This window comes from Ohtaekwangia sp., assembly GCF_036786105.1.
In the GTDB taxonomy this organism is placed as follows: domain Bacteria; phylum Bacteroidota; class Bacteroidia; order Cytophagales; family Cyclobacteriaceae; genus Ohtaekwangia.
Map to the genome: position 1 here is coordinate 58422 of NZ_DAIQRQ010000027.1, position 5396 is coordinate 63817.

The window sequence follows — 5396 nt, forward strand, 5'->3', positions numbered from 1 at the left end:
TTCAGGATTTGTTGAAAATCAAGGCTTTCTTTACAACAATATTATTACCTAACTCTCTAGTCTCTTTGTCCACACTTTAATAAATCCATCCTTATCCTTTTTCACCTCTTCCAGCAAGGCCTTTCTGTCGTCAGGGATGGGGTAATACTTCTCAGCCCATAAATTTATTTCAATCATAAGCGGAAGCAAGTCAATTCCTTTATGGGTTAACTTATATAATACTTTTGCTTTACTGTCAGGATGATCAAGCTTTTCAATAATCTTATTCTCTTCTAGCACCTGCAATCTTGCAGCTAGAATATTCGTTGCAATTTTCTCATCAGACTTCAAAAAGTCTCCATATGTGCACTCCTTTTTGAACATGAGGTCTCGCACAACCAACAATGACCACTTGTCTCCCCACACATCAAGGGAGCAGCTAACAGGGCATTCTGAGCGTTTTTTGGGCTTCTTCATAAAAAAAGTTAAAATTCACTTGTGTTTTGCAAGTAATTTATATTTTTGCACTTGCATTTTGCAAGTAAAATTACAAAACATATAAAAATGAAGCAAACTATCTTAGTTACCGGAGCATCATCAGGCTTTGGACTTCTCATCGCTACCAAGCTCCATGAAAATGGCTTTCATGTAATAGGCACAAGCCGATATCCTGAAAAGCATCAGTCGCTATTGCCCTTTAAATTATTGTCACTGGATATTGCAGATGACAATTCAATTCAATCTTTCCCAACGCGGCTGTTCAATAAAATAAGTCAGCTGGATGTGTTGATAAACAATGCTGGTGTTTATTTATCTGGACTTGCTGAAGAGACAACAATTGATCAAGGACGACAGCAACTGGAAACGAACTTTTGGGGAACAGTCAAACTTACCAACGAATTGCTCCCCTATTTCAGAAAACAACGCTTCGGTAAAATTATTACAGTAGGTTCAATTATGGGACTACTTAGCTTTCCAAATGCTGCATACTATTCTGCTTCTAAACACGCATTGGAAGGTTACTTCAAATCACTGCGATTTGAACTAAACGAATTTAACATCAAGGTATGTATGGTTGAACCGATGGCATTCAAAACTAACATAATTACCAGTTCTGTAACTGCAGAACGTAAAATAGACGGCTATGATTCGTACCGGAAAAAAATTGAATCGTTCGCAAAGGATCTCTTTGATAAAGCGCCCGAGCCAACTCCTGTTATTAATACCGTAGTCGCACTGGTAAAAGATAAAAATCCAAAGTTTAATCATCCCGTTGGCAAGGGCGCTGGAATAATACTCGCGCTACAACATTTTTCATACAAGACATTTGAAAATTCAGTCCTAAATCAAATCAACAAAAATGTATAAAATAAATCTTGTCCTCTTCCTTTCCCTTGTCTGGGTTAGCAGAACATTTTCACAAACTAATAATCAGGCAGAATCGATGGTAATTTTTCAAACTGTAAAGACTAAAACGGTTAATATAGGAGGAACAGATTTCCATTACAGAAAACTTGGTGAGAATAATTCTGGAGTACCTGTAATCTTCCTGAATCACTTAGCTGCTACAATGGATAATTGTGATCCTCGTATTATAGATGGCATTGCTTCACAATACCAGGTAATCTGTTTTGATAACCGAGGTGTGGGCGGTACTAAGGGAAAAACGCCGAAAACTATTAGCGAAATGGCAAAAGATGCAAGAGCATTTATTCATGCTTTAGGGTATGAGAAAGTCGATTTGATTGGCTTTTCATTAGGCGGTTTTATATCACAGGAAATACTACTTCAAGAGCCTGAGCTCGTTCGTAAAGCTATTATAGCGGGCACTGGTCCTGCTGGTGGTGAAGGAATTAAAAACGTTACGAAGATTACATACCTGGACATTCTCAGAGGCTTGCTGACATTTAAAGATGCCAAGACATATCTTTTCTTCAATAGAAACGAAAACGGCAAAAAGTCTGCAAAAGAATTTTTAAGCCGGTTGAAAGAGCGTAAAGAAAATCGCGATGAAAAAATGAAGATTGGAAATTTTCAAAGGCAACTGAAAGCTATACATGCATGGGGGGTGCAAGCGCCACAAAATTTATCAGTAATAAAGCAGCCTGTCTTAGTTGTTAATGGCGACAATGACAGAATGGTGCCGACCAGTAATACAGTTGATTTGAATAAGTGTATATCTAACACTCAACTTATCATATATAAAGATGCAGGACATGGTAGTATATTTCAATATCATAGCGATTTTGTAAAAAATGCATTGGCCTTTCTAAAACCATAAAAAACAATTTTATCCGTGCGCATGCATCTCAATCAACGACTATAATTCTACATGCAGAAGTGCTAAGCACATTTATAATCTGGATTTTTTAGGTAGTTGATTGAGACTAATTGATAACTACCAAAAACAACTCATACAGTTCTTCTGAACCTTCAATGCACCTTTACCCCACATTAAGTTGTATTTTTCAGAAATGATTTCGGCAATAATTGACGAAATGAAGTGCTCAATTTATGATAGAATGTATTTTATATACAACCTAAACAGATACCAATAAATATGTACATCAAAAATATTCTTCTCATATTCTCTGCCTTCATTTTTGTAAGGCCAAGCTTTGGTCAGGTTCAGGGTAAGATATGTAACTGGGATAATGATAAAAAGGCAGCCGTTGTCCTGACCTTTGATGACTGGAGTCCGGCACATTATAATCTTGTAACTCCGGAATTGCAGAACCGTCATATCAATGCCACCTTCTTTATACCAACGAATGCTGTCAGCAATTGGAGTCAACTTCAAACAGAAGTAAGCTATGGTAATGAAATAGCAAATCATTCCAAATCACATCCTGATCTCACAAAGCTTACGCCCGCGCAACAACAAGATGAAATTCGTGGCGCCAAAACTTTGATAGATCAGAATGTTACAAGCAGAACGACAACGACATTCGCATATCCCTATGGGGCATTTAACAACGCTGTAATAGATTCAGTCATCAATAGCGGTCACATTGCCTCAAGGGGTGTATGGCCTGCTTCAGGAAACTATACCTATAATTTTGCAACTACCAATGCAGACTATTACAATATCTTAACCTATGGAATGGATGGGGCCGTTACAACCGAGAAGTTTTATACTCAGATAAATAACGTAATCCATGGAGGAGGTTTGTTAACGTACCTATATCATTGTATTGTTAACCCTACCTATCCTGCCTCCTCCTGCGGAACAGGTCCAGTAGACCTGGCCGTATTCAAGAAACAACTGGATACCCTGGTTTATGTAAAAGATAAAGTTTGGATTACTACTTTCGAGAAAGCGATTAAATACCACCGCGAAAAAAAATCTGCAAGCCTTTCAGAGATTCAGGCTCCTAATGGTATTCAATGGGTTCTTGGCTTAACCGATGGTCTTAGCGATAATGCACTCTATAACCTACCGTTAACGATTAAACTGAAAATGAACGGCGTTAACTACGATCAGGTTCTTCAGAATGGAAATCCATTAACTATAGATGCTATTAAGAATGATACAATCATGTTTCATGCGGTTCCCGATGGAGGACAAATAATTCTGAAAGTAAGTACAGGTATTGTCATTTCATCTGCTACTGTAATGCCTTCAGTCGTTTCGAACAGCACTTCTAATAATCTTGCTTTTGCGGTAACTGCGACAGACGATGGTTCTATCAGCAAAGTTGAAATTGACCTTTCTTCTATCGGGGGCGGAAAGACTGCAATGACATCTGCAGGAGGGAACAACTATACTTTATCCCACAATCTTCCAGCAGGAACCTCTACTGGCATTAAAAATTTAACAGTAACTGCAACAGATAACTCCGGCAACACCAATACTTCGACCATATCAATGAATGTAACCTCCGGTACAGTCATTTCAGGTTCTGTTTCTCCCTCTACTGTTTTTAACAACGCGTCTACGCCTGTCATCTTTTCGGTTGCAGCTACCGATGACGGATCCGTCTCTTCTGTAAGCATCGATCTTTCTTCTATCGGAGGAGCTCCCGCTATCAGTATGAATGCAGGCGGAGGCGGTAACTATGCGCTCAGTTATACTGTTCCCGAGGGAACAGCTGTTGGAAATAAAAGCATTATTGTTTCTGTAACTGATAATATGGGCAATGTAACAACAGCAAACATTGTTTTGACAGTTACTCCACACTTGATATATCTTGACATCTATACCGACAATAATTCTATGATTTGCGCAGGATGTACGTGGGCAAGTGGAACACTTGAAGAACAATCAAATGCAGGAGCTATTGAAGGAATAAAAGATTACCTGTATAGCTATAATATTACAAATGGGTGGGCAGGTATGGGATTGAATATATCCAATTGGTCGCCTGCTCAGGCAAAAGACTTTTCTGGTTACGACAACCTTCAGCTTTCTTACAAAGGACCAATAGGATCTGGAAATGCTTTCATTTCATTAACTGATCCGTCCGGATCCTCTACATCTATAAATTTACCACCCGTTGCTAACTATACTACATTTTCAATACCGTTGTCTTCTTTTACTGGAGTCGATTTCAGCAAAATTACCGAGCTTAACATCTCTATAGGAGGATCTGCAAGTGGAAGTGGAACTCTTAGAATTGATAACGTGAAACTTTCTGCAAGCAATGGTGGCGGTACGGGTACAATCCTAAGAGAATACTGGACTGGTTTAAGTGGGGCAAGTATTAGCAACCTGACTTCGAATGCCAAATACCCTTATCATCCATCGGGTAATGAACAGCTCACAAGTCTGGAAGGACCAACGAACTGGGCCGATAATTATGGAGCAAGGATACGAGGATACCTTCACCCATCTACCAGCGGTAATTATACATTCTGGGTGGCAGGTGATGATACCGCTGAGTTATACTTAAGCACAGATGACAATCCTGAAAATGCTGTACGCATAGCATTTGTTAACAGTTCTACCAATCCCAGAGAGTGGGGCAAGTACACGACACAGCAATCGGCAGCAGTGAGTCTTACTGCAGGACAGAAATATTATGTAGAAGTGCTCCATAAAGAAAGCAGTTCTGGAGACAACGTGGCCGTAGCATGGCAGGGGCCGGAAGTTACTAAGAATGTGATTCGAGGAAGCTTCCTTTCGCCGTACATGCCAGCTACGATTGTTGGGACAGAGCCCACAGCAGAGGTAGTTGCAAGCAATATCAATATTTACCCCAACCCCGCTCATCACGGAAGGTTTACCATTGTTCTTCCCGATTTAGTCAGAAATGCCAAGGTTAATATATTCGATTCACAGGGCAGAATGCTATATGAAAATTTTATCCATGGTGTTACGGAGCTGAAAATGGAAACAGGCCTCAAGGCAGGAATATACCTTGTAAAGGTGAGAACGGAACGATCTAACTTCATTCAAAAATTGATTGTGTACTAAA

General features: G+C 39.4%; 4 protein-coding genes. 3 read left to right on the top strand and 1 reads right to left on the bottom strand.

Annotated elements, in window-relative coordinates; genetic code table 11:
- Positions 1–48 precede the first annotated feature (48 nt).
- Positions 49–456: a winged helix-turn-helix transcriptional regulator gene (locus V7Q33_RS12945; protein WP_333820101.1), complete on the bottom strand. Its 408-nt coding sequence runs from the start codon at positions 454–456 to the stop codon at positions 49–51.
- An 87-nt stretch (positions 457–543) separates the two neighbouring features.
- Between V7Q33_RS12945 and V7Q33_RS12950 the strand changes: the two genes are divergently transcribed.
- From V7Q33_RS12950 to V7Q33_RS12960, 3 genes are all read left to right on the top strand, one after another.
- On the top strand, positions 544–1347 hold the full coding sequence (locus V7Q33_RS12950) for an SDR family NAD(P)-dependent oxidoreductase (RefSeq protein WP_333820102.1): 804 nt from the start codon (positions 544–546) through the stop codon (positions 1345–1347).
- Positions 1340–2260, top strand: a complete 921-nt coding sequence (locus V7Q33_RS12955; RefSeq protein WP_333820103.1) for an alpha/beta fold hydrolase — start codon at positions 1340–1342, stop codon at positions 2258–2260. The genes V7Q33_RS12950 and V7Q33_RS12955 overlap by 8 nt, the downstream gene beginning before the upstream one ends.
- A gap of 279 nt (positions 2261–2539) precedes the next feature.
- Complete coding sequence (locus V7Q33_RS12960; RefSeq protein ID WP_333820104.1) at positions 2540–5395, top strand: polysaccharide deacetylase family protein; 2856 nt, start codon at positions 2540–2542, stop codon at positions 5393–5395.
- The last annotated feature ends 1 nt before the right edge of the window (position 5396 follow it).

What these genes read in the sequence shown, in the direction of transcription:
- V7Q33_RS12945 (WP_333820101.1), bottom strand. Translation starts at nt 456, where the DNA reads ATGAAGAAGCCCAAAAAACGCTCAGAATGCCCTGTTAGCTGCTCCCTT.
- V7Q33_RS12950 (WP_333820102.1), top strand. Translation starts at nt 544, where the DNA reads ATGAAGCAAACTATCTTAGTTACCGGAGCATCATCAGGCTTTGGACTT.
- V7Q33_RS12955 (WP_333820103.1), top strand. Translation starts at nt 1,340, where the DNA reads ATGTATAAAATAAATCTTGTCCTCTTCCTTTCCCTTGTCTGGGTTAGC.
- V7Q33_RS12960 (WP_333820104.1), top strand. Translation starts at nt 2,540, where the DNA reads ATGTACATCAAAAATATTCTTCTCATATTCTCTGCCTTCATTTTTGTA.